The following is a 23,961-nucleotide window of genomic DNA, read 5'->3' as shown; positions in this document are numbered from 1 at the left end:
GGCTCAAATTGGTTGGGCCAATCGCGTCGCCCAGCGTTCTGGAGATCCGACGATGGCAGGCATGGCGGCCCGTGGCCGGACCGAAGTGGTGATGCGCAAGATCGAGACGGCGCTGCTCGACGGCACGTGGCCGGCCGGCGCCCGGCTGCCGGCGGAGCGGGTGCTCGCGGAGCAGTACGGCGTCGCGCGCAATACGATCCGCGAGGCGATCCAGCGGCTCGTCGCGCGCGGCCTGCTGCAGAGCCGGCGGGGTGCGGGCGTGTACGTGACGGACCAGCTGCGCGCCGGCATCGCGTCGCCGTGGGGGCAGCTCGTCGCCGACCATCCGGCGCTGCGCGACGACATTCTCGAGTTCCGCCGCGTGCTGGAGGGCGCGACCGCGTATTTCGCCGCGCTGCGCGCCGATGCGGGCGACCGCCGCCGGATCCGCGCGCTGATGCGCGAGCTGGAAGCCGCGCACGCGAATGACGACCGGGCGGTCGAGGCGGCGACCGACTCGAAGCTGCACGAGGCGATCGCGCTCGCGTCGCACAACACGATGTTCCTGCACCTGCATACGAGCGTGATCGGCATGCTGCGCGAGCACATCACGGTCAACGCGACCGGGATGAGCGAGCAGGACGCGGGCGCGGCGGAGCAACTGCTGCGACAGCACCGGGTCGTCTGCGACGCGATCTGCGCGCAGCGGCCCGAGGAGGCGCGCACCGCGATGCAGACGCACATCGACTACGTGCGCAGTCACTTCGAGCGGCGCGGCGACGCGGGCTGAGATTGGTTGGACCACGCCGCTCGGCGTCACGCATGCGCCGACGGCTGCGGCCCGTGCGGACCGCTCGTTCAAGCGCCCGTGCGCCGGGCGCGCGCGATTGACCGCGTCATCCGGCGCCACTTAGAATCGCCCGAATTCGCCCGAATTCGCCTGAATTCACCCGTCAACCGCGCGCCAGAGCGTGTGCGCAATGGTCGATCCGCCTGTCGAGAACGCCCCGTGCTCATGTCCGTCATCCGGCGCGCGCCGGCCGCCCATGCGTGGCGCGCCGCCTGTCGCACGACCCGCGCGCTGGCCGTCTGCGCGCTGCTGTCGCTGGTCGCCGCGTGCGCGACGCATCCGCCCGCCACCACGCTCGAGCGCACGGTGTCGCAAGCATTGCCCGCCGATGCCGCGACGCCGCTGCGCGATGCGCTTGCCGCGCCCGAGGCCGCCCATCCGGGCGAATCGGGCTTCCGCCTGCTCGCGGACGGCGCCGCCGCGCTGCAGATGCGCATCGCGCTCGCCCGCGCGGCGACCCGGACGCTCGACATGCAGTACTACATCGCGACCGAGGACACGACCGGCAAGCTGCTGCTCGGCGCCGCGCTGTACGCGGCCGATCGCGGCGTGCGGGTGCGGATGCTGGTCGACGACCTGAACTTCCGCGACATCGACCGCGTGATGGCCGCGCTGAGCACGCACCCGAACATCGAGATCCGCGTGTTCAACCCGTTCGGCGCGTCGCAGCAGGGCGTGATGCGGCGCACGACGAATTTCTTCACACGGATCGACCGCTTCACGCGCCGGATGCACAACAAGGCGATGATCGCCGACAACCGGATCGCGATCGTCGGCGGCCGCAATCTCGGCGACGAATATTTCAGCGCGAGCCCGACGCTGCAGTTCCGAGATCTCGACGTGCTCGCGGCCGGCCCCGTGACGCGGGATGTCTCCGCGAGCTTCGATGCGTACTGGGCGAGCGGCAGCAGCTATCCGCTGCGGGTGCTGAATCGTCAGACGTTCGTTCCGAAGGATCTCGATGCAATGCGCGACGAGTTGCGCGCGCACTGGCGCAAGAACGCGGAGCCGTACAACGCGAAGCCGCTGAACGCGACGCCGCTCGCGCAGCAGATCGCGCGCGACGAGCTCGGCCTCGTCTGGGCGCCGGCGGAGTTCGAGGCCGACGCGCCGGACAAGGTTGCGCAGCCCACCGACGGCTACGTGAGCCCGCCGATGCGGCGCCTCGTCGAGTTGACCCGCGCCGCGCAGCACGAATTCCTCGCGTTCTCGCCGTATTTCGTGCCGCATGACGCGGGCGTGAAGATCCTCGGCGACACCACCGCGCGCGGCGTGCGCGTCGCGATCCTGACGAACTCGCTCGCCGCGACCGACGCGGTGGCCGTGCAGGCCGGCTACGGCCCGTACCGCGTGCCGCTGCTGCAGCACGGCGTGGAACTCTACGAATACAAGGCGCGGCCCGGCCGGCAGCGGCCGCGGCTGCTCGGCTCGCGTTCGCGCGCGAGCCTGCACGCGAAGGCCTACGTGATCGACCGGGAGATCCTCGTGATCGGCTCGATGAACCTCGATCCGCGCTCCGTGCACCTCAATACCGAGATGGCGCTCGTGATCCACAGCCCGGCGCTCGCGCAGCAGGTCGCGACGATCTTCGCGCAGGCGACGCAGCCTGACGAAAGCTACCGCGTGCAGCTCGCGGCGCCGTCGGGGCCCGGCGCGTCCGAGCTGATGTGGGCCGGCGCCGACGACGGCGTGCCGCGCACCTATCACGTCGATCCGCATGCAGGGCTGCTGCGCAACCTGCTGACCGGCGTGTTCATGCTGCTGCCGGTCGACGACCAGCTATAAGGGCCGGTCCGCGGTCGCCATTCCGGTGCGCGCGGAAAGGTGATATGGTTGCGTGCACAACTATCAGGGAATCATGACGGTGCTGCTGGAATCTCCGCACATCGCCGCATATCGCGTGCGGCATGCCCGGCAGCAATACGCAACACTCAACCCGCAATGCGCCGGCCCGCACGGCCCCGGCGCCAGGAGACGACGTGCGACGTCGCCGCGGTGCGGCCTGGCACGCGCCTGCTCAACCGGAGCACTCGCATGCATCACGTGCCGAACCAGCCGTTTTCCCGTCCCGCCCGCTTCTCCGACGCCGAATGGCAGGCGCGCGTGCAGCTTGCTGCCGCGTACCGCATCTTCGATCATCTCGGCTGGACCGAGCTGATCTACAACCATATTTCGCTGCGCGTGCCGGATGCCGACGGGCATTTCCTGATCAATCCGTTCGGCCTGCATTACCGCGAGGTGTGCGCATCGAATCTCGTCAAGGTCGACATCGACGGCAACGTGATCGGCCATTCCGACTGGCCGATCAATCCGGCGGGCTTCACGTTCCACGGCGCGATCCATGCCGCGCTGCCGGACGCGCATTGCGTGATGCACGTGCATACGACGCCCGCGATGGCCGTGTGCAGTTCGCGCGGCGGCCTGTCGTTCTCGAACTTCTACGCGGCGCAGCTGTACGGCAAGGTGGCGTATCACGACTTCGAAGGGATCACGGTGCATCTCGACGAAGGCCGGCGCATCGTCGCGAGCGCCGGCGGGCGGCCCGTGCTGCTGCTGAGGAACCACGGGCCGGTCACGATCGGGCGCACGCTGGCCGAGACGTTTTCGCTGATGTGGCTGCTCAATCGCGCGTGCGAAGTGCAGGTCGCGACGCACGCGATCGGCGATCCGCTGCCGATCGCGCCGCCGGTGCTCGAGGCGTGCGTGCGCGACTCGCTGAACTTCGACCCGAAGCACGGCGCGGGGCAGGATGCGTTCGACGCGCTGCAGCGCATCGTCGAACGCATCGATCCGGGCTATCGCGGCTGACGCGCCGGCCGTGCGACGTCCGGCAGCGAAGCAGGCCGATGCCGTGTCCCCATGTCCGTCGAGCAGGCAAAAAAAACGCGGCCGGGTGGCCGCGCAAATACTCGCAGACTCCTTCGGACGAAGGAAACAAGCAACTGTGAAACGAAGTGTAGCGAAAGGCCGCGCGCGGATTCAGGCGTCCGGCTGAAAAGGTCTGTTCCAGGATGCGCCAGGCTGGCGACGCACTCACCGATCGACGCCGATCGACTAACATGGGCGGGACGTCATCCGTCCGGATGGCGCACACCGTCGTACAAGGAGATTCCATGCCGAAGCTGCGTTTCCTCCGGGTGGCGTTACTCGCGGGCGTGCTGGCCGCCGGCAGCGCCGCCGCCGAAACGGTTCGCCTGGCTGCCGACCTTCAGCCGTCGAGCGAGGTGCCGCCCACCACCAGCCACGGCTCCGGCAAGGTCGACGCGACTTACGACACGGCCACCCGCACGTTGCAATGGACGATCACCTACAAGGACCTGACCGGCCCGGCCGCCGCCGCGCATTTCCACGGGCCGGCGCCCGTCGGGCAGAACGCCGGCGTGCAGGTGCCGATTCCGAAGGACGGCCTCGCGAGCCCGATCAGGGGTTCGAAGGAACTGAACGATGCGCAGGTGACCGAGCTGATGGCCGGCAAGTGGTACTTCAACATCCATACGAAGGAGCATCCGTCCGGCGAGATCCGCGGGCAGGTGCTGCCGGCCGGCTGAGCGGCGGCGTTTGATGTAGAGCCACTCGTCGACCGGCACGGGAACGATCGCACGTACCATCGTCACATTTGCGTAACGTGCGATGGAGTGCGCCCGATGAGTTGGCAAAGCAAGTTCGCCTGCTGGCTGCTGCGCCGGCAGTTCCGCCCCGAGACGGCGCGTCCCGTGCTCGATCACGCGCGTGCGCGGCGCTTCACGGACTTGCGGATGTGGGTGCCGCGCCGCGCACCTGCCGGCTATCGCCTGCGCGAATGCTACGGCCCGGACGATGCGCCGCTGCGCGGCGAGTGGCTCGAGCGGATGGGGGCGGGGGCCGGGCAGGCATCCGGACGCACGCTGCTGTATTTCCACGGCGGCGGCTACTACTTCTGCTCGTCGAGGACGCATCGACAGCTCGTGTTCGGGCTGACGAAGCGCGCGGGCGTGCGTTCGTTCTCGCTCGATTACCGGCTCGCGCCGGAACACCGCTTCCCGGCCGCGCTGGACGACGCACTCGCGGCCTATCGCCGGCTGCTCGACGCGGGCACGCCGCCGGAGTCGATCGTGCTCGGCGGCGATTCGGCGGGCGGCGGCCTCGCGCTCGCGACGCTGGTCGCGCTGCGCGATCGCGGCGAGCCGCTGCCGGCCGGCGCGATCCTGTTCTCGCCGTGGACCGACCTCGCGGCGACCGGCGACACGCTGCGCACCAACGACGGCATCGATCCGATGTTCGCGAGCGCCGCGTTCCCGAAGGCCGCGAAGCTGTATCTCGGCGACGCGTCGCCGACCCATCCGTACGCGTCTCCGCTCTATGCGGATCTCGCGGGCCTGCCGCCGCTGTTCATCCAGGTCGCCAGCAACGAGGTGCTGCTCGACGATTCGCGCCGCGTCGCCGACAAGGCGAGGGCAGCCGGCGTCGCGGTCGAGATCGAGATCTGCCCGGACGTGCCGCACGTGTGGCAGCTGTATGCGCCGATGGTGCCGGAGTCGCGGCAGGCGCTCGACCGCGCGGCCGCGTTCCTGCACCGGGTCGCGGTCGAGCGGGCGGTTCAGCGCGTGGGCGACGCGTCGATCGTCTGGTAGGCGGCCTCGACGGCCGCTGCGCCGTACTTGCGCTCGAGCCGCCGCACGGTGAAGTGGCCGTGCGCCATCTGCTGGAAGTGATCGATGAACAGCGTGTTGACGGTCGCGCCGAGCACCGCGCCGATCGCCGGGATCGACTTCGCCGCCATCTGCTCGGTCACCTGCACCGAGAAACGCGACGCGACGGTCTGCACGAGCCTGAACAGCGCGGCCGAGCCGTGCGCGCCGATGCCCTTCGACGTGATGTCCGCCGACGCCTTCGAGATCGCCTGCGCGAGCGCGCCGCGCAGCACGAAGTAGCCGAGGTCGGCGTCTTCTTCGTTCTTGTCCGGGTTGCCGCCCATCCCGAGCACGGCGAGGCACTGCAGCTGCGTGTCCACCGAGGACAGGTCCTCGCCTTCGCTGCGCGCGATGTCGCAGACCGAGCGGAAGATCAGCGTCGTCGTGACCGGCAGCTCGACGGGCAGCGCGACGAAGCCGAACGCGCCGCCGGCGGCGCCCGTCGTCGCGACCGCGAGCTTGTGCAGCAGGTTGCTCGGCTTGTCGTGAGCGTCGGCGTCGGGCGCCGGCGGCTTGCCGAGCGTGCGCAGCGCGAGGTTCAGGCACTTGCGCAGCGCGAGCTGGGTCGCGTCGTTGATCTTGCCGGTCGCGAAATCCGGCAGCCTGCCGATCATCTTCTCGATCGGCGCGCCGAGCAGGCTCGTCAGCTTCATCGCCAGCGACGGGCTTTCCAGCACCTGCTTCGCGCGCCGCAGCGCGTCCCGATCGTCTGCCGACAGCGTCGTCGCGACGCCGCTTGAATTCGGTTCCATCTTTCTCCTTCGCAGCTCGGGCCGGAATGCGGCCGCCAGCTAGGTTATCGCACCAATGATAGAATTTTCAGATTCTTTGACTTGTCAAAAATTGCGCAGACAAAAAATGGCCGTCCACACCGCCGCCCACCATTCGAGCGGGCAAGTGCTGCCGTTCCGCGAATCGCTGCTCGCGATGATCGGCATCTCGTTCGTGACGATGCTCGTCGCGCTCGACCAGACCGTCGTCGGCACCGCGCTGCCGACCATCGTCGCCGAACTGAAGGGATTCGACCTGTATGCCTGGGTCGCGACGTCGTACCTGCTCAGCTCGGTGATCACCGTGCCGATCTTCGGGCGGCTCGGCGACTACTACGGGCGCAAGCCGTTCGTGATCGCGTCGATCGTCCTGTTCACGGGCGCGTCGGTGCTGTGCGGGATGGCCAACGACATGCTCGCCCTCGTGCTCGCGCGCGGCCTGCAGGGGATCGGCGGCGGGATGCTGGTCGGCACCGCGTTCGCATGCATTCCCGACCTGTTCCCCGATTCCGTCGTGCGGCTGCGCTGGCAGGTGATGATGAGTTCCGCGTTCGGCATCGCGAACGCGATCGGGCCATCGCTCGGCGGCGTGCTGACCCAGTCGCTGGGCTGGCGTTCGGTGTTCTACGTGAACCTGCCGGTCGGCCTGCTGTCGCTGCTGTTCGTGTGGCGCTACCTGCCGCACCTGCGGCACGTCGAGCACGATCGTAAAATGCGGCTCGACTGGCCGGGCGCGCTGCTGATCGCGCTGTCGCTCGGCGCACTGCAGCTGTTCGTCGAGTGGCTGCCGAAGCACGGCGTCGCCGGCTGGCCGACGCTGCTGCTCGGCGTCGCGCTCGCCGCCGGCATCGGGCTGTGGCGCTGGGAGAAGCGCTGCGCGCAGCCGATTCTGCCGTTCGACATGTTCGGCAATCGCGCGCTGTCCGCGCTGTTCGTGCTCGCGATCCTCGCCGGCTTCTCGATGTTCTCGCTGCTGTTCTACGCGCCGCTCCTGTTCCAGGGCGGGTTCGGCATGTCGCCGAAGGAAGCGGGGCTCGTCATCACGCCGCTCGTCGTGTTCATCACGATCGGCAGCATCATGAACGGCCGCGTCGTCACCCGCATCCGCAACCCGAACGCGATGCTGCACGTCGGCTTCGCGCTGTTCGCGATCACGTGCGCCGGCGTCGCCGTGTCGACGCATACGACGCCCCGCTGGCTGCTGATGGCGCTGATGGTCGCGGGCGGCGTCGGCCTCGGCTTCGTGCTGCCGAACCTGACGGTGTTCGCGCAGCAGACCGCCGGACGCGAGCATCTCGGCATCGCCACCGCGCTGCTGCAGTCGCTGCGGATGGTCGGCGGGATGGCCGGCACCGCGCTGACGGGCACGCTCGTCAGCCAGATGTATGCGGGCGGCGTGCGCGACGCGCTCGGCGCCGACCACGCGCTGCAATGGCACGCGAAGCTCGCCGATCCGCAGATCCTGATCGACCGCGCGGCGCAGGCCGGCCTCGTCGGCGAGCTGACGCGCGCCGGGCATAATGGCGCGCTGCTGCTGGAAGCCGCCCGCGAATCGCTCGTCAGCGCGATTCACGTGGGCGTCGCGGTGGCGGCGGCGGTGGCCGTGTATGCGGTGTGGCAGTGCCGCCGCGTGCCGCCCGTCACGCTGCGGCGCAAGATCGAACCGCATGCCGCGGCCGATTGACCGATCAACCGATTGAACGAACCGAACTGAACGGATGGAAGAACAGGACCGCGTCGCGATCTTGCAGCAATTCGGACGGACGTATCGCGCGTTCTTGACCGCGTTCGAGGCGCACGTCGGCCAGCCGATGCCGCGCTGGCGCATCATGGTCGCGCTGCACTCGCTGGGTGGGGAGTCGTCGCAGAAGCGGCTCGTCGAGATCCTGCGGATCGACCCGGGCGCGCTCACGCGCCAGCTGAAGGCACTCGACGCGCTCGGCTGGATCGAGCGCGAATCAGACGAGCGCGACAACCGCGTGACGAACGTGAAGCTGACCGCCGACGGGCGCGAGGCGTTCGAGGCGAGCCTGCCGCGCCGCCGGGTGTTCCTCGACAAGACGATCGCGCGGCTGCCGGACGATGTGCTGACGGCGCTGTCCGGCGCGCTGGCGATGCTCGAGGAACGGATCGCCGAAGTCGGCACGCCGCCGGCGGCGCGCTGAGCGGGCGGCGGCGCGCGGCCAGCGGCTTCGCCGGCGTGCCGTGTTACAGCTCGATGCGCGTGCCGAGCAGCGCGAGGAATTGCGCGAGCCACGCCGGATGCGCGGGCCACGCGGGCGCGGTGACGAACGGCGCGTCGGTGACCGCCGCATCGACCGGAATGTCCGCATATTCGCCGCCCGCGAGCTTCACTTCGGGCGCGCAGGCCGGGTAGGCCGAGATGCGCTTGCCGCGGATCACGTCGGCGGCGGCGAGCAGTTGCGCCGCATGGCAGATCGCCGCGATCGGCTTGGCCGCAGCCGCGAACGCGCGCACGAGCGCGATCACCTTCGGATCGAGTCGCAGATATTCCGGCGCGCGGCCGCCCGCGATCGCGAGCGCGTCGTAGCGCGCGGCGTCGACGTCGTCGAACGCCGCGTTCAGCGTGAACTGGTGACCGGGTTTTTCGGTGTAGGTCTGGTCGCCCTCGAAGTCGTGGATCGCGGTCTTGATCTTGTCGCCCGCGCGCTTGCCCGGGCAGACCGCATCGACGTGGTGGCCGACGGCCTGCAGTGCCTGGAACGGCACCATCGTTTCGTAGTCTTCGGCGAAATCGCCGGTCAGGAACAGGATCTTCTTGGCTGCCATTGCGCTCTCCGATGAGCGGGGCGCGAGCACGCCCCAGGACGAAAGCGCAGTGTACTCCGGCGGCCTGAAACCGGTATGACGGGTATGACGTAAAGCCGCCCCGTCGCGCGACGGGGCGGCCGGATCACGTCGGAAGGACGGTCAGAAGAACGTTTCGACCACTTCCGTCACGCGGAACTGCGGATCGAGCACGAGCAGCTGGCGCCACTTGTCGAACGTCAGGCACGGGTGCGAGATGTCGAACGCGATCATGTCGCCGACCTTCACGTCCGCGCCGGGCGGGATCTGCAGGTACGCGTGCTGGTCCATCAGGCCGGTGATCGCCCAGCCTTCGGCTGCCGCGACGTCGCGCGGCGCGCTGTCGCGGCCCGGGCGGAAATGACGGGCCGGCTCGGGCAGGCCCGCGTCGAACGCCGAGTCGCGCTTGCCGAGCGCGATGATCGCGCGATCCGGCTCCGGCACCGACTGCACGTACGCCCACAGCTGCAGCGCGGGCAGCAGCCCTTCGCCCATCTTGCGCGCGGTCGGGTTGCGCGCGAACACGTCGGTCTGCGCCTTCTTGTAGATGCCGACGTCGTGCGTCAGGTAGCAGCCGGGGCGCAGCACGACTTCCGCGAAGCCCGCGCCGGACGCCTTCGCGAATTCCTCCGCGACCACGTCGTACCACGCCGAACCCGCGCCGGACAGGATCGCCGGCGTGCGCGCGAAGCGGCCGGCGGCGGCGAGCTCGCGCGTCAGCGCGACCGCGCCCTGCAGGAACGCGCGGATCTCGCCTTCTTCCTTCAGCACGCCTTCGTAGAGTTCGATCCCGGCCAGCTTCAGCGTGTCCGGATAGCGGGCGAGCGCCGCGAGCACCGCGTCGCGCTGCGCGGCGTCGCGCACGCCGGTGCGTCCGCCCGGCACGCCGAGCTCGAGCAGCACGTTGAGCGATTTCTTCGCGTCGCCGAAGAAGCGGCCGAGCTGGTCGACGCCGTCGGCGGAATCGACGAGGCAGAAGAACTCGAAGTCGGGATCCGACAGCAGCCCCGCGATGATCGTCATGTTCTGGCGGCCGACCAGCTGGTTCGCGAGCAGCACGCGCCGCACGCCGCCGTGATATGCGGCCTGCGTCTGGTGCGCGGTCGCGAGCGTGATGCCCCACGCGCCGGCGTCGAGCTGGCGGCGGAACAGCTGCGGCGCCATCGTCGTCTTGCCGTGCGGCGCGAACTTGACGCCGTATTCCTCGACGAACGCCTGCATCCACTTCAGGTTGTGCTCGATGCGGTCCTCGTACAGCACCGCGGCCGGCAGGCTGACGTCCTCCGCGAGCAGGTTCCACTCGAGGCGGCTTGCGTCGCCGAGCGGCACGCTCGCGCTCGGCAGATTGCCGAGACCCTTGCCGAACGGATCGATCGTCGCATCCTGATAGTTTGTAACTTTCATGTCATCCCGCTCCATCATTGATATGCATTGCGCCGAAGTTGACATGCCGATGGTACAGAAAGTAGCATCGGCGCGGTAATGTTATTTAGTAACATGGTGCGCCGCACCCATTCCCGCAGATGAATTCGTCCGTCACTTCGTCTTCCGTCCCGCCGGCTGCCGGCGCTGCCGCCCAGCCGGCTGTCGACATCGTCGCCCGGATCGCCGAATGCGCGCCCGTGCTGCGCGACGCCGAGCGCAAGGTGGCCGCGTTCATCCTCGCCGATCTCGCGCGCGCCGCGCATGCGAGCATCGGCACGCTCGCGCGCGATGCGGACGTGAGCGTGGCAACGGTCACGCGTTTCGCGAAGGCGGTCGGCTGCCGCGACGTGCGCGAGCTGAAGCTGCTCGTCGCGCAGGCGGCGGCGGTCGGCCAGCGCTTTCTCGCGCCGTCCGACGGCGCGGGCGAGGATGACGCGAATCCCGCGTCGGTCGTCTATGACGAGATCCAGGTCGCGCTCGCGCACAACCACCAGCTGCTGCGCCAGACGTCGTTCGACGCGGTCGCCGGCCTGCTCGCCGGCGCGAAGATGATCTACGTGTACGGGCAGGGCGGCGGGTCGACCGCGCTCGCCGACGAGCTGCGCTTCCGTCTCGTGCGGTTCGGCCGGCCGGTCGCGAGCTACCAGGACAGCATGCTGCAGCGGATGGTCGCGGCGACGGCGACGCGCGATTCCGTCGTGGTCGCGCTGTCGGTGAGCGGGCGCGTGCCGGAGCTGCTGGAAAGCTGCGCGCTCGCGAAGCGCTACGGCGCGCCGCTGATCGCGGTGACCGCGCCGGCGTCGCCGCTCGCGCGGCTTGCCGACCACCTGATTCCGGTCGTCGCGTTCGAAACCGATTTCATCTACAAGCCGTCGACTTCGCGCTACGCGATGATGATGGCCATCGACGTGCTCGTCACCGAGGTCGCGCTGCGGCTCGGCGACGCGTGCCGCGAATCGCTGCGCCGCGTCAAGCATGCGCTCGATGCGCACCGCGGCGGCGGAGACCGCCAACCGCTAGGAGACTGACCATGCATTCGCATCCCGAAGCCGCCGATACGCTGATCGTCGGCGCGCAGCTGTACGACGGCACCGGCGCGCCGCCCGTCGAGCGCGACGTCGCGATCCGCAACGGCGTGATCGTCGCGATCGGCAATCTGTCGAACTGGCTGGCCGAGGAGGTCGTCGAAGCGAACGGCCGCGCGCTTGCGCCGGGCTTCGTCGACGTGCACACGCACGACGACACGCACGTGATCCGCTCGCCGCAGATGCTGCCGAAGATCACGCAGGGCGTGACGACCGTGATCGTCGGCAACTGCGGGATCAGCGCGTCGCCGGTGACGCTCGCGGGCGATCCGCCCGACCCGATGAACCTGCTCGGCGAGCGCGGCGCGTTCCAGTACCCGACCTTCGCCGACTACGTCGAGGCGGTGAACGACGCGCGGCCGGCCGTCAACGTCGCCGCGCTCGTCGGCCACACCGCGCTGCGCAACAACCAGATGGACCGCCTCGACCGCGCGGCCACCGATGCGGAAATCGCCGGCATGCGCGCGCAGCTCGAGGAGGCGCTCGCGCACGGCGCGCTCGGGCTGTCGTCGGGGCTCGCGTACGGCTCCGCGTTCGCGGCGCCGGCCGAGGAAGTGATGGCGCTGGCCGAGCCGCTCGCGAACGCGGGCGCGCTGTACACGACGCACATGCGCACCGAGTTCGACGCGATCCTCGACGCGATGGACGAGGCGTATCGCGTCGGCCGCCACGCGCGGGTGCCGGTCGTGATCTCGCACCTGAAATGCGCGGGCCCGTCGAACTGGGGGCGCAGCACCGAGGTGCTCGCGTCGCTCGAAGGCGCGCGCCGCTACCAGCCGGTCGGCTGCGACTGCTATCCGTACAGCCGCAGCTCGTCGACGCTCGACCTGAAGCAGGTGACGGGCGACATCGACATCACGATCACGTGGTCTGAGCCGCATCCGGAAGTGGCGGGCAAGCTGCTGAAGGCGATCGCGGCCGACTGGGGCGTGACCGAGCAGGAAGCCGCGCAGCGGATCCGGCCGGCGGGCGCCGTGTACCACAACATGTCCGAGGACGACGTGCGCCGGATCCTGTCGCATCCGGCGACGATGGTCGGCTCGGACGGCCTGCCGAACGATCCGCTGCCGCATCCGCGGCTGTGGGGCGCGTTCCCGCGCGTGCTCGGGCATTACGCGCGCGACACCGGCCTGCTGCCGCTCGAGGAGGCGATCCGCAAGATGACGTCGCTGTCCGCGCGCCGCTTCGGCCTCGCGCGGCGCGGCGAGGTGCACGTGGGCTATCACGCGGATCTCGTGCTGTTCGATCCGGACCGCGTGATCGATGCGGCGACCTTCGACAAGCCGCAGCAGCCCGCGCACGGCATCGACGCGGTGTGGGTCAACGGCGTGCTGACCTACCGCGACGGCCAGCCGACCGGCGAACGTGCGGGCGGCTTCGTCGCGCGCGGCGCGCGGGCGCAGGCGAGCGCCGATGCGGCGTTCTGAGCGTTGCGCGGTGTTCTGCGAATTTTTTCGGCGCGCGTCGTGACCGGCGCGCGCATTGGCAACCGAAACAGGAGTGAAACGATGAAGCGATATGGCGTAGGCGAAGCGAAGGGGACGGGCGGGCAGGTGATGCCGTTTGCGCGTGCGGTCGAGGCCGACGGCTGGCTGTACGTGTCGGGCCAGACGCCGATGGTGAACGGCGAAGTGGTCGAGGGCGGGATCGTCACGCAGTCGAAGCAGACGATCGAGAACGTGATCGCGATCCTGAAGGAAGCCGGCTACGGCCTCGAGCACGTCGTGCGCTGCGGCGTGTGGCTCGACGACGCACGCGATTTCGCGTCGTTCAACAAGGTGTTCGTGTCGTACTTCGGCGAGCATCCGCCGGCGCGCGCGTGCGTGCAGTCGAGCATGGTGATCGACTGCAAGGTCGAGGTCGACTGCATCGCGTACAAGGCGCCGGCGAAGTAACGCGCGAAGTTACGCCGTACGCGCATCTGTCGTATGAAACAACACCCCGATCGGCGCAAGCCGGTCGGGGTGTCGTGTTGCGGGGCGCCGGCGGCCGCCCGCCCGCGTCACTGCCGCGCAGTCCGCGCGTTGTCCGGCATCGGCTGGTTGTAGTTGGTGCGGAACGGGTTGATGTCGAGCCCGCCGCGCCGCGTATAGCGCGCATAGACCGCGAGCTTCACCGGTTTGCACGCATGCAGGATGTCGAGGAAGATCCGCTCGACGCACTGCTCGTGAAAGCCCGTGTGATTGCGGAACGAGATGATGTAGCGCAGCAGGCCCGCATGGTCGATCTGCGGCCCGACGTAGTGGATCTGCACGCTGCCCCAGTCCGGCTGGCCCGTGACCGGGCAGTTCGACCTCAGCAGGTCGGACACGAGCGTTTCCTCGACCGGCGCCTCGTCGTGCGCGGCGGTGAGCAGCGACGGATCGGGCTCATAGATGTCGGTGTCGAGATCGAGCCGGTCGAGCGACAGCCCGTCGAGCTCGTCCATCTCGAGCTTGCCGAAGTCGTGCGGCGACACGAGCTGCACGGCGACGCTCGCGCCGCACGCGGCCGAGACGTCGCGCTTCAGCGCGTCGCGCACCGCGTCGATCGAATCGAACTTCGTCTGCGCGAACGCGCCGAGATACAGCTTGAACGACTTCGATTCGACGATGTTCGGCGATTCGGCCGGCACGTAGAACGTCGCGACCGCGACCTGCGGCTTGCCGCGCGCGTTGAGCCACGACAGCTCGTATGCGTTCCAGATGTCGGTGCCGAAGAACGGCAGCGCCGACGTGATGCCGATCTGCTCGCGCGCGCCGGCGCGCGGGATCGGGAACAGCAGCGACGCGTCGTACTGGTTTGCGTAGACGGTTGCCTTGCCGAGCGGGGAGTGTTCGGGATTCATGATGGGCTCGCTCAGGACAGGAACAGGCGATAGGCCGGATTGCCGCTCTCTTCGACGTACGGGTAGCCGAGCGCCGCGAGGAAGCGCTCGAATTCCGCGCGGTCGGCCTGCGGCACCTGCAGGCCGACGAGGATCGAGCTGTAGTCCGCGCCCTGGTTGCGGTAATGGAACAGGCTGATGTTCCAGTCGGGCGCCATCGACGACAGGAACTTCATCAGCGCGCCCGGGCGCTCCGGGAATACGAAGCGGAAGAGGCGCTCGTCGCGCGCGAGCGGCGAGCGGCCGCCGACCATGTAGCGGATGTGCTCCTTCGACAGCTCGTCGTGCGTCAGGTCGACGGTCTGGAAGCCGTGCGACTCGAAGTTCGCGGCGATCTCCGAGGATTCGCCGCGGCGCTTGATCTGCACGCCGACGAAGATGTGCGCGGCCTGCGCATCGGCGATCCGGTAGTTGAACTCGGTCACGTTGCGCTCGCCGACCAGCGAGCAGAAGCGCCTGAAGCTGCCGCGCTCCTCGGGGATCGTCACCGCGAACACGGCCTCGCGCGCCTCGCCCACTTCTGCGCGCTCCGCGACGAAACGCATCCGGTCGAAGTTCATGTTCGCGCCGGACGTGACCGCGACGAGCGTCTGGTTCTCGATGCCTTCGCGCTCCGCATAGAGCTTTGCGCCCGCGACCGCGAGCGCTCCGGAGGGTTCGAGCACGCTGCGCGTGTCCTGGAACACGTCCTTGATCGCCGCGCACAGCGCGTCGGTGTTGACCGTCAGGACGCCGTCGAGGTGTTCGCTGCAGAGGCGGAAGGTTTCCTCGCCGACGAGCTTCACCGCGGTGCCGTCCGCGAACAGGCCGACCTCGGCCAGCTCGATGCGTTCGCCCGCCTTCAGCGACTGGGCCATCGCGCACGAATCCTCGGCCTGCACGCCGATCACCCTGATCTCCGGGCGCACCGCCTTCACGTAGGCGACGATGCCCGCGGCGAGTCCGCCGCCGCCGATCGGCACGAAGATCGCGTGAATCGGGCCCTGGTGCTGGCGCAGGATCTCCATTGCGATAGTGCCCTGGCCGGCGATCACGTAAGGATCGTCGAACGGGTGGACGAACGTGAGGCAGCGCTCCTCCTGCACCTTCAGCGCATGCTTGTACGCGTCGCTGTACGACTCGCCCGCCTGGATCACCTCGACCGACGGGCCGCCGTGCGCGCGCACCGCGTCGACCTTCACCTGCGGCGTCGTGACCGGCACGACGATCACGGCCTTGATGCCCATCCGGGCCGCCGAGAACGCGACGCCCTGCGCGTGGTTGCCCGCCGACGCGGTAATCACGCCGCGTGCGAGCGCATCGGCCGGAATGTGCGCCATCTTGTTGTACGCGCCGCGCAGCTTGAACGAGAACACCGGCTGGTTGTCCTCGCGCTTCAGGTAGACGGGGTTGCGCAGCCGGGCCGACAGGTTGCGGGCCGGTTCGAGCTCTGTCTCGATCGCGACGTCGTAGACGCGCGCGGTGAGGATTTTCTTCAGATAATCGTGGGATGCCATGGGCGCTCGCGTGCGGTGCGGATGCAGACGTAAAAGATCAATGATAGCGCCTGGGGTCTGTTTTCATACGGATTGCATCTGCGTCGCGTACGTTTCCGGCGGTGCGACGACGCTCCGGCGGGCTTAACCGGCCGGTTACCGACCGGCCGGACGGCGAATGGCGGCCCGAAACCGCTTCGGGCCACGGCCGGCGGGCCTTCCGCCGATATCCCCAAGGCCGGTCCGAGGTCTCACGCGAGGCCCGATCATGGGTTAGAATTCCGTTTTGAATCAAGGATCGGAAGATGCAGAGGCACCCTCGGATCGCCCTTTTGAAGCCGTCGCCGCGCGCAGCCAGCCCCGCGGCGGAACGGCATGCGCGCCGCGCGCGATCGTGCTGATGGCTCCGAGCGCCGCCAGGCCGTGTCGCGCCTGGTAATAGAACAGATTTCCCCAAGATTGCGCCCACGCGCTTGCCGACGCCCGTTGCCCGGTGTTTCGGCCCTCCGAGTCGTCCGAACATGAACGCACCACAAGTTTTCGATCCGCATGGCGCGGCCGCCGCCGTCGCCGCCGACCCCGCACCCCGTCTGCGCGAGATCCCGTACAACTACACCTCGTTCTCCGACCGCGAGATCGTGATCCGCCTGCTGGGCGAGGAAGCCTGGGCCGTGCTCGACGAGCTGCGCGCCGAGCGCCGCACCGGCCGCTCGGCCCGGATGCTGTACGAGGTGCTGGGCGACATCTGGGTCGTGCGCCGCAACCCGTACCTGCAGGACGACCTGCTCGACAACCCGAAGCGCCGCGCGCTGCTGATCGAGGCGCTGAACCACCGCCTCGGCGAGATCGAGAAGCGCCGCCGCGCCGACCTGACCGAACACCAGGACGACGCGGGCCGCGAGCGCGCGGTGCGCGTCGGGATGCTCGAGGCCGCCGCGCAGCGCGCGGTCGACGAGTTCGCGGACGAATTCGACAAGATGGCCGAGCTGCGCCGCCGTGCGACCAAGGCGCTCGGCCGCTGCACGCAGAAGGACAACATCCGCTTCGACGGGCTGTCGCGCGTGTCCCACGTGACCGACGCGACCGACTGGCGCGTCGAGTACCCGTTCGTCGTGCTGACCCCGGACAGCGAGGCGGAGATCGCGGGCCTCATCAAGGCCTGCTTCGAGCTCGGCCTGACGGTGATCCCGCGCGGCGGCGGCACCGGCTACACGGGCGGCGCGGTGCCGCTCACGCCGTTCTCGGCGGTGATCAACACCGAAAAGCTGGAGCAGCTCGGCGCGGTCGAGCTGACCGAGCTGCCGGGCGTCGCTCACAAGGTGCCGACGATCTTCTCCGGCGCGGGCGTCGTCACGCGCCGCGTGACCGAGGCGGCGGAGGCGGCCGGCTACGTGTTCGCGGTCGATCCGACCTCGCTCGACGCGTCCTGCATCGGCGGCAACGTCGCGATGAACGCGGGCGGCAAGAAGGCCGTGCTGTGGGGCACCGCGCTCGACAACCTGGCCTGGTGGCGGATGGTCGACCCGGACGGCAACTGGCTCGAAGTCACGCGCCACGAACACAACCAGGGCAAGATCCACGACATCCCGGTCGCGCGTTTCGAGCTGAAGTGGTTCGACGGCGCGTATGCGCCGGGCGAGAAGCTGCTGAAGAGCGAGATGCTCGAGATCGAGGGCCGCCGGTTCCGCAAGGAAGGGCTCGGCAAGGACGTCACCGACAAGTTCCTCGCCGGCCTGCCGGGCGTGCAGAAGGAAGGCTGCGACGGCCTGATCACGTCCGCGCGCTGGGTGCTGCACAAGATGCCCGCGCACACGCGCACCGTCTGCCTCGAATTCTTCGGCCAGGCGCGCGAGGCGATCCCGAGCATCGTCGAGATCAAGGACTACCTGTTCGAGACGTCGAAGCAGGGCGGCGCGATTCTCGCCGGCCTCGAGCATCTCGACGAGCGCTACCTGCGCGCGGTCGGCTATGCGACGAAGAGCAAGCGCAACGCGTTCCCGAAGATGGTGCTGATCGGCGACATCGTCGGCGACGACGCGGACGCGGTCGCGCACGCGACATCCGAAGTCGTGCGGATGGCGAACGGCAAGAGCGGCGAAGGCTTCGTCGCGGTGAGCGCGGAGGCCCGCAAGCGCTTCTGGCTCGACCGCAGCCGCACGGCCGCGATCGCGAAGCACACCAACGCGTTCAAGATCAACGAGGACGTCGTCATCCCGCTGAACCGGATGGGCGAGTACACCGACGGCATCGAGCGCATCAACATCGAGCTGTCGCTGAAGAACAAGCTGCAGCTCGTCGATGCGCTGGAAGCGTTCTTCACGAACGGCAACCTGCCGCTCGGCAAGACCGACGACGCGAACGAGATCCCGAGCGCCGAGCTGCTGGAAGACCGCGTGCAGCAGGCGCTCGAGCTGCTCAAGCGCGTGCGCGCCCGTTGGGAATTCGTGCGCGACAAGCTCGACATGCCGCTGCGCGAGGCGCAGCACTATCTCGTCGGGCTCGGCTACGAGGCGCTCGCCGAGAAGTTCGCGGACCGCGTCGACCAGCAGCCGGGCGTGAACGTGTTCCACATCACGCAGGACCGCACGGTGCGGATCTCGTGGAAGCAGGAGATTCGCGCGGAGCTGCGCGCGATCTTCAACGGCGGCGCGTTCAAGCCGATCCTCGACGAAGCGCAGGCGATCCACAAGCAGGTGCTGCGCGGCCGCGTGTTCGTCGCGCTGCACATGCACGCGGGCGACGGCAACGTGCACACCAACCTGCCGGTCAACTCCGACAACTACGAGATGCTGCAGGACGCGCACGCGGCGGTCGCGCGCATCATGACGCTCGCGCGCTCGCTCGACGGCGTGATCTCCGGCGAGCACGGGATCGGCATCACGAAGCTCGAGTTCCTGACCGACGACGAAATGGCCGATTTCCGCGCGTACAAGCAGCGCGTCGATCCGAACGGCCGTTTCAACAAGGGCAAGCTGCTCGACGGCGCGGACCTGCGCAACGCATACACGCCGAGCTTCGGGCTGATGGGCTACGAATCGCTGATCATGCAGCAGTCCGACATCGGCGCGATCGCCGATTCGGTGAAGGACTGCCTGCGCTGCGGCAAGTGCAAGCCGGTGTGCGCGACCCACGTGCCGCGCGCGAACCTGCTGTACAGCCCGCGCAACAAGATTCTCGCGACGTCGCTGCTGATCGAGGCGTTCCTGTACGAGGAGCAGACGCGCCGCGGCGTGTCGATCAAGCACTGGGACGAGTTCAACGACGTGGCCGACCACTGCACGGTGTGCCACAAGTGCGCGACGCCGTGCCCGGTGAAGATCGACTTCGGCGACGTGACGATGAACATGCGCAACCTGTTGCGCAAGATGGGCAAGAAGAAGTTCAATCCCGGCAGCGCGGCGGGCATGTTCTTCCTGAACGCGACCAATCCGCAGACGATCAACCTCGCGCGCAGCGTGATGATGGGCGCCGGCTACAAGGTGCAGCGCTTCGCGAACGACATGCTGAAGAAGGTCGTGACGAAGCAGACCCAGCATCCGCCCGCCACGACCGGCAAGCCGCCCGTGGTCGAGCAGGTGATCCACTTCGTCAACAAGAAGATGCCGGGCAACCTGCCGAAGAAGACGGCGCGCGCGCTGCTCGACATCGAGGACAACAAGATCGTGCCGATCATCCGCAACCCGAAGTCGACGACCGTCGATTCGGAAGCGGTGTTCTACTTCCCGGGCTGCGGCTCCGAGCGCCTGTTCTCGCAGGTCGGGCTGGCCACGCAGGCGATGCTGTGGGAAGCGGGCGTGCAGACCGTGCTGCCGCCGGGCTACCTGTGCTGCGGCTATCCGCAGCGCGGCGCGGGGCAGTACGACAAGGCCGAGAAGATCGTCACCGACAACCGCGTGCTGTTCCACCGGGTCGCGAACACGCTGAACTACCTCGACATCAAGACGGTGGTCGTGTCGTGCGGCACCTGCTACGACCAGCTCGCCGGCTATGAATTCGACAAGATCTTCCCGGGCTGCCGGATCATCGACATCCACGAGTTCCTGCTCGAGAAGGGGATGAAGCTCGACGGCGTGAAGGGCACGCGCTACATGTATCACGACCCGTGCCACACGCCGATCAAGACGATGGACCCGGTCAAGCTCGTCAACGAGCTGATGGGCTCGGACAAGGACGGCTACAGGATCGAGAAGAACGAGCGCTGCTGCGGCGAGTCGGGCACGCTCGCGGTCACGCGCCCGGACGTGTCGACGCAGGTCCGCTTCCGCAAGGAAGAGGAGATCCGCAAGGGCGCGGCGAAGCTGCGCAGCATCCCGGTCGTGGCCGGCGACGCGCCCGCCCCGGCCGGGAACGGCGGCGCGGACGTGAAGATCCTGACGAGCTGCCCGTCGTGCCTGCAGGGCCTGTCGCGCTACAACGAGGACGCGAACATCGAGGCCGACTACATCGTCGTCGAGATCGCGCGCCAGGTGCTCGGCGAGAACTGGATGGCCGACTACGTCGCACGCGCAAACCATGGCGGGATCGAGCGCGTGCTGGTCTAATGCGGGGCATGACGACCGCACGACTGGAGAGCGACGATGGAATGCGTGTTTTGCCGTGAAGACGGCGGCGAGGTGCTCTGGCAGGACGACGTGCTGCGCGTCGTCCTCGCGACGGGCGAGCACGACTACCCGGGCTTTTGCCGGGTGATCTGGGGTGCGCACGTGGCCGAGTTCTCCGATCTCGGCGACGCCGACCGCGCCCGCGTGATGGACGTCGTCTGCGCGGTCGAGCGCGCGGTGCGGCGCGTGATGCAGCCGAACAAGGTGAACCTCGCGAGCCTCGGCAACATGGTGCCGCACGTGCACTGGCACGTGATTCCGCGTTTCTCGAACGACGCGCATTTCCCGCAGCCCGTCTGGGCGCCGCGGCAGCGCAGCGTGTCCGAGGCGCTGCTGCGCACGCGCGCCGCGCAGGCCACGCTGTTGCACAATGCGGTACGTGAGGAGATTCAACGAGTGACCGATTCGAGGCAACCATGAGCGGTTTGACTTCCACGACCCCGATTCCGTCGGGCGTCGTCGTGCACGCGGTGTCGCGCGTGCTCGAATTGCAGTATTCGACCGGCGAGAACTACCGGATCCCGTTCGAGCTGATGCGCGTCTATTCGCCGTCGGCGGAGGTGCGCGGCCACGGGCCCGGCCAGGAGACCCTGCAGACCGGCAAGCGCGAAGTGACGATCACCGCGCTCGAGGGCGTCGGCAACTACGCGCTGCAGCCGACCTTCTCCGACGGCCATTCGACCGGCATCTATTCGTGGGACTTGCTGTACCAGCTGGCGACGCAGCAGGATGCGCTCTGGCGCGACTATTTCGACAAACTTAAGGCGGCGGGCGTCGATCGCGATGCCCCGATGCCGGCGGCGGGCACGCCGCACGGCCACTGCCACTGAACGACGGCGCCGGCTCTCGGCGCCGTCTTGCCATTTACTGAGGATCAACGCGATGAGCAAAACCCACTTCGGCTTCGAAAGCGTCGAGGAAAACGATAAAGCGAAGAAAGTGGCGGGCGTGTTCCATTCGGTCGCGAGCAACTACGATCTGATGAACGACCTGATGTCGGCGGGCATGCACCGCGCATGGAAGGCGTTCACGATCGCGCAGGCGAACGTCCGCCCGGGCTACAAGGTGCTCGACATCGCGGCCGGCACGGGCGACCTGACCAAGGTGTTCGCGAAGGCCGCCGGGCCGACCGGCGAGGTCTGGCACACGGACATCAACGAATCGATGCTGCGGGTCGGTCGCGACCGGCTGCTCGACAAGGGTGTCGTGACGCCGTCGCTCCTGTGCGACGCCGAGAAAATTCCCTTTCCGGACAACTACTTCGACGTGGTCACGGTCGCGTTCGGGCTGCGCAACATGACGCACAAGGATGCCGCGCTCGCCGAGATGCGCCGCGTCGCGAAGCCGGGCGGCCGTGTGATGGTGCTCGAATTCTCGAAAGTCTGGGAGCCGCTGAAAAAGGCGTACGATCTGTATTCTTTCAAAGTATTACCGTGGCTTGGCGACAAGTTCGCGAAAGATGCCGACAGTTACCGGTATCTTGCTGAATCTATCCGGATGCATCCCGATCAGGACACGCTGAAGACGATGATGGAACAAGCGGGCCTCGATGCCGTCAAATATTACAATTTGTCAGGTGGCGTGGTAGCTTTGCACCTGGGAACCAAGTACTAAGGGGTTCTTTCCATACATTTGCCTTACATCTGGAGATGCTGATGTCCCAATCGCGTTCGTTGTTCAACCGTAGCAAGCCGTCGAAGCCATGGGCTCGACGGGTCGGCACGCTGCTGATGGTCGGCCTGCTCACGGCCGGCACGTTCGCATCGCTCGACGCTGAAGCCAGGCGCGTGGGCGGCGGGCGCAGCATCGGCCGCCAGAACTCCACCGTCACGCAGCGCCAGGCGACGCCGCCCGCGCAGCAGCCGATGCAGCAGGCCGCGCCGTCGCAGGCGCAGCGCGCGAACCCGGCCGCGCCCGCGCCCGCCGCGCAGCCCAACCGCTCGCGCTGGCTCGGGCCGATCGCCGGCCTCGCGGCCGGTCTCGGCATCGCGGCGCTGCTGTCGCACTTCGGCCTCGGCGGCGCGTTCGCCAGCATGATGTCGAACCTGATCGTGATCGCGCTGCTCGCGGCGATCGGCATCTGGCTGATCCGCAAGTTCATGAATCGCCGCCGCTCGAACGAGCCGGCGTACTCGGTCGGCGGCTCGGCGTCGGCATCGGGCAACTATTCGCAAGGTCCGTCGTTCCAGGCCGGCAACGGCAGCACCTACGCGAACGAAGCGCAGGGCGTGTTCGGCGGCGGCGCGGCCGCTGCGGCGGCAGGCGCTGCAGCGGCGCCGATCCAGGTCCCGGCCGGCTTCGACACCGAAGCGTTCCTGCGCAGCGCGAAGGTCTACTTCGTGCGCCTGCAGGCCGCGTGGGACCAGGGCAACCTGACCGACATCCGCGAGTTCACGACGCCCGAGATGTTCGCCGAGATCAAGATCGACCTCGATTCGCGCGGCAACGAAGCGAACCAGACCGACGTCGTGCAGCTCGACGCCGAGCTGGTCGCGATCGAGGATCGCGGCATCGAGCAGTCGGCGAGCGTGCGCTTCCATGGCCTGATCCGCGAAGCGGCGAACGCGCCGGCCGCGCCGTTCGACGAGGTGTGGAACCTGACGAAGTCGGGTAGCCAGGGCTGGTTGCTCGCGGGCATCCAGCAGCTCAACACGCACTGAGCGCCGGCGGGCGGCCCGCGTCGCTGCGACCGCTTGCCGCTCAGGCTTGCGGTCGGACACGGGTCTTGCCCGATCCGACGTTACAATAGAAACCCGCGTGGACGTCCGGTCCGCGCGGGTTTTTCTTTCCCAGCCCGATGACCTTTGCCGCCAAGCCTTTTGCTGCTGCTGTCAATCACCTGCTCGCGCGCGAATCCTGGGCGCGTGACCGCCTGATTCCCTACGCGGGCAAGACCGCCCGCTTCGACGTGCCGCCCGTCACGCTCACGCTGCTGGTGCAGCCCGACGGCTACCTGTCCGCGGTCGATGCGCAGGACGCGCAGCACGTCGATGTGTCGATCGCGCTGGCCGGCGACACCGTGGCCGCGTTCCTGCAGGGCGGGCAGGCGGCCGTGATGAAGCACGTGAAGATCGAGGGCGACGCCGAGTTCGCGACGCAGATCGCGAAGCTGGCCGAGCACCTGCGCTGGGAACCGGAAGAAGATCTCGCGAAGCTGGTCGGCGACGCGGCGGCGCACCGGATCGCGACGGTCGTGCGCGACGCCGGCGCGCGCGCGCGCCGCACCGGCCGCAACGTGCTCGATTCTGTCGTCGAATATTGGCTCGACGAGAAACCGCAAGTTGTCCGGCGTGCGTCGCTCGCGGACCTCGACGCCGAACTGGCGCGCGCGCGGGACGCGCTCGCCCGGGTCGAGAAGCGGGTCGAGCGACTCGAACAAAAAATTGGCGCGCGCACGGGCGGCAGCCCGCGCGGCGCGCACTGAGGGCCGCC

At 68.4% G+C, this 23,961-nt stretch carries 21 protein-coding genes; 16 read left to right on the top strand and 5 right to left on the bottom strand.

Going from position 1 to position 23,961, the window contains the following annotated elements; genetic code table 11:
* Window positions 1-52: 52 nt before the first annotated feature.
* From ACFIMZ_RS16700 to ACFIMZ_RS16680, 5 genes are all read left to right on the top strand, one after another.
* Complete coding sequence (locus ACFIMZ_RS16700) at window positions 53-769, top strand: FadR/GntR family transcriptional regulator (RefSeq protein WP_059845152.1); 717 nt, start codon at window positions 53-55, stop codon at window positions 767-769.
* Between the two features lie 219 nt (window positions 770-988).
* On the top strand, window positions 989-2,614 hold the full coding sequence (locus tag ACFIMZ_RS16695; protein WP_431820471.1) for a phospholipase D family protein: 1,626 nt from the start codon (window positions 989-991) through the stop codon (window positions 2,612-2,614).
* 249 nt (window positions 2,615-2,863) lie between these two features.
* Window positions 2,864-3,637, top strand: coding sequence for a class II aldolase/adducin family protein (locus ACFIMZ_RS16690; RefSeq protein ID WP_431820470.1), 774 nt, complete (start codon window positions 2,864-2,866; stop codon window positions 3,635-3,637).
* A 305-nt stretch (window positions 3,638-3,942) separates the two neighbouring features.
* Entirely contained in the window at window positions 3,943-4,377 is a 435-nt protein-coding gene (locus ACFIMZ_RS16685; RefSeq protein ID WP_431820469.1) for a CHRD domain-containing protein, read from the top strand.
* 96 nt (window positions 4,378-4,473) lie between these two features.
* Complete coding sequence (locus tag ACFIMZ_RS16680) at window positions 4,474-5,439, top strand: alpha/beta hydrolase (RefSeq protein ID WP_431820468.1); 966 nt, start codon at window positions 4,474-4,476, stop codon at window positions 5,437-5,439.
* Here the strand turns inward: ACFIMZ_RS16680 and ACFIMZ_RS16675 are convergent.
* On the bottom strand, window positions 5,406-6,251 hold the full coding sequence (locus ACFIMZ_RS16675; RefSeq protein ID WP_431820467.1) for an EcsC family protein: 846 nt from the start codon (window positions 6,249-6,251) through the stop codon (window positions 5,406-5,408). The two genes, ACFIMZ_RS16680 and ACFIMZ_RS16675, sit on opposite strands and share 34 nt — an antisense overlap.
* A 106-nt stretch (window positions 6,252-6,357) precedes the next feature.
* On the opposite strand from ACFIMZ_RS16675, the gene ACFIMZ_RS16670 reads away from it, so the two are divergent.
* Window positions 6,358-7,953 carry an MDR family MFS transporter gene (locus ACFIMZ_RS16670; protein WP_431820466.1) on the top strand — a complete coding sequence of 532 codons (1,596 nt, stop codon included), beginning with the start codon at window positions 6,358-6,360 and terminating at the stop codon, window positions 7,951-7,953.
* Window positions 7,954-7,987: 34 nt separating this feature from the next.
* On the top strand, window positions 7,988-8,434 hold the full coding sequence (locus ACFIMZ_RS16665; protein ID WP_431820465.1) for a MarR family winged helix-turn-helix transcriptional regulator: 447 nt from the start codon (window positions 7,988-7,990) through the stop codon (window positions 8,432-8,434).
* Window positions 8,435-8,477: 43 nt separating this feature from the next.
* On the opposite strand, the gene ACFIMZ_RS16660 is transcribed toward ACFIMZ_RS16665, so the two are convergent.
* Window positions 8,478-9,059, bottom strand: a complete 582-nt coding sequence (locus tag ACFIMZ_RS16660) for a DJ-1/PfpI family protein (protein WP_431820464.1) — start codon at window positions 9,057-9,059, stop codon at window positions 8,478-8,480.
* A gap of 141 nt (window positions 9,060-9,200) precedes the next feature.
* On the bottom strand, window positions 9,201-10,481 hold the full coding sequence (locus ACFIMZ_RS16655) for an amino acid deaminase (RefSeq protein WP_431820463.1): 1,281 nt from the start codon (window positions 10,479-10,481) through the stop codon (window positions 9,201-9,203).
* 119 nt (window positions 10,482-10,600) lie between these two features.
* Here ACFIMZ_RS16655 and ACFIMZ_RS16650 point away from each other — a divergent pair, with 119 nt between their 5' ends.
* The 3 genes from ACFIMZ_RS16650 (at window position 10,601) to ACFIMZ_RS16640 (ending at window position 13,482) form a co-directional block, all read left to right on the top strand.
* The gene (locus tag ACFIMZ_RS16650; protein WP_431820462.1) at window positions 10,601-11,530 is read left to right on the top strand and encodes a MurR/RpiR family transcriptional regulator; all 930 of its coding nucleotides are present in this window, start codon (window positions 10,601-10,603) and stop codon (window positions 11,528-11,530) included.
* A gap of 2 nt (window positions 11,531-11,532) precedes the next feature.
* A complete protein-coding gene (locus tag ACFIMZ_RS16645; protein WP_431820461.1) occupies window positions 11,533-13,014 on the top strand; it encodes an N-acyl-D-amino-acid deacylase family protein in 1,482 nt (493 codons plus the stop codon).
* Window positions 13,015-13,095: 81 nt separating this feature from the next.
* Window positions 13,096-13,482 (top strand): RidA family protein, encoded by a 387-nt coding sequence (locus ACFIMZ_RS16640; RefSeq protein ID WP_006751946.1) that lies wholly within the window; start codon window positions 13,096-13,098, stop codon window positions 13,480-13,482.
* 107 nt (window positions 13,483-13,589) lie between these two features.
* On the opposite strand, the gene queF is transcribed toward ACFIMZ_RS16640, so the two are convergent.
* Together queF and ilvA are read right to left on the bottom strand one after the other, a co-directional pair.
* Window positions 13,590-14,414, bottom strand: a complete 825-nt coding sequence (gene queF, locus ACFIMZ_RS16635; RefSeq protein WP_431820460.1) for an NADPH-dependent 7-cyano-7-deazaguanine reductase QueF — start codon at window positions 14,412-14,414, stop codon at window positions 13,590-13,592.
* Between the two features lie 11 nt (window positions 14,415-14,425).
* The gene (ilvA, locus tag ACFIMZ_RS16630; RefSeq protein ID WP_431820459.1) at window positions 14,426-15,949 is read right to left on the bottom strand and encodes a threonine ammonia-lyase, biosynthetic; all 1,524 of its coding nucleotides are present in this window, start codon (window positions 15,947-15,949) and stop codon (window positions 14,426-14,428) included.
* A 500-nt stretch (window positions 15,950-16,449) separates the two neighbouring features.
* Between ilvA and ACFIMZ_RS16625 the strand changes: the two genes are divergently transcribed.
* From ACFIMZ_RS16625 to ACFIMZ_RS16600, 6 genes are all read left to right on the top strand, one after another.
* Window positions 16,450-20,469, top strand: coding sequence for a DUF3683 domain-containing protein (locus tag ACFIMZ_RS16625; RefSeq protein WP_431820458.1), 4,020 nt, complete (start codon window positions 16,450-16,452; stop codon window positions 20,467-20,469).
* A 36-nt stretch (window positions 20,470-20,505) separates the two neighbouring features.
* Entirely contained in the window at window positions 20,506-20,949 is a 444-nt protein-coding gene (locus tag ACFIMZ_RS16620) for an HIT family protein (RefSeq protein ID WP_431820457.1), read from the top strand.
* A complete protein-coding gene (locus ACFIMZ_RS16615) occupies window positions 20,946-21,359 on the top strand; it encodes a gamma-butyrobetaine hydroxylase-like domain-containing protein (protein ID WP_431820456.1) in 414 nt (137 codons plus the stop codon). The genes ACFIMZ_RS16620 and ACFIMZ_RS16615 overlap by 4 nt, the downstream gene beginning before the upstream one ends.
* 52 nt (window positions 21,360-21,411) lie before the next feature.
* Entirely contained in the window at window positions 21,412-22,143 is a 732-nt protein-coding gene (gene ubiE / locus ACFIMZ_RS16610) for a bifunctional demethylmenaquinone methyltransferase/2-methoxy-6-polyprenyl-1,4-benzoquinol methylase UbiE (protein WP_431822518.1), read from the top strand.
* 41 nt (window positions 22,144-22,184) lie between these two features.
* Entirely contained in the window at window positions 22,185-23,189 is a 1,005-nt protein-coding gene (locus ACFIMZ_RS16605; RefSeq protein ID WP_431820455.1) for a Tim44 domain-containing protein, read from the top strand.
* A gap of 137 nt (window positions 23,190-23,326) precedes the next feature.
* On the top strand, window positions 23,327-23,953 hold the full coding sequence (locus tag ACFIMZ_RS16600; protein ID WP_059612112.1) for a ubiquinone biosynthesis accessory factor UbiJ: 627 nt from the start codon (window positions 23,327-23,329) through the stop codon (window positions 23,951-23,953).
* The last annotated feature ends 8 nt before the right edge of the window (window positions 23,954-23,961 follow it).

This window comes from Burkholderia sp. F1, assembly GCF_050813845.1.
Lineage (GTDB): Bacteria > Pseudomonadota > Gammaproteobacteria > Burkholderiales > Burkholderiaceae > Burkholderia > Burkholderia ubonensis.
The sequence above is the reverse complement of the archived record's forward strand: the minus strand, read 5'-3'. Positions and strand labels throughout refer to the sequence as shown.